A 622-nucleotide genomic window follows, 5' to 3' on the forward strand; every position below is an offset into this window, starting at 1 on the left:
GTCTCGACGCGGAGGCGGTAGCCGCCCGAGTGGACGACGCCGAGCGGCGTGCCCTCCTCGTCGTAGTCGAAGGTGATCCGGTTGCCGTTGCGGTCCGCCACTTCGGCCAGCAGCGCCGTCTCCTCGCACTCCCCGCCGCCCGTGAAGTGGTGCACCCGGCCCGACTCCGGGTCGGTGAGGGTGTAGGAGCCGTCGGGCCGGCGCGTCAGCTCCCAGCGCGGGCCCGCCGCCGGGAGGACGGGGACGCCCGGCTCGGCGTGCGGGAAGGCCAGCAGGAGGGTGTGCTCGCCGTGGTAGACGACGCCTTCCGCGTCGGTCTCCAGGCGCTGGTCGAGCGTGCTCGACCAGGCCGGGCCGAACCACCGGCCCGCCCGGTAGGACGACTCGAACTGCCGCTGGAAGACGAGCGGCAGCACCCCGGGCAGCGCGACATCCGTCTGCGGCATCAGCATCCGGCCGGTCGCGAAGTCGATCGGATCCTCACCCGTCGACTTGTGGTCGGGCGTACGGCCGACGTCGTTCGGCTCGCGTACGCCCTCGCGTCCGGGCCGGGCCCGTTCCGCCGCCCGCGCGGCCCGCCGCGCCGTACCGCCCGCCTTGCCCGCCCCGCCCGTCAGCGCAT

Annotated in this window: 1 protein-coding gene; it reads right to left on the bottom strand. The window is 75.1% G+C overall.

Annotated elements, in window-relative coordinates; translation table 11 throughout:
- Nucleotides 1-622, bottom strand: a 622-nt coding sequence (locus tag G5C65_RS38065; RefSeq protein WP_241266362.1) for a DUF6531 domain-containing protein, incomplete at both ends; no start/stop codon positions are given.

Origin of the sequence: Streptomyces boncukensis, assembly GCF_011045075.1 — a bacterium.
GTDB classification, from domain to species: Bacteria; Actinomycetota; Actinomycetes; order Streptomycetales; family Streptomycetaceae; genus Streptomyces; species Streptomyces boncukensis.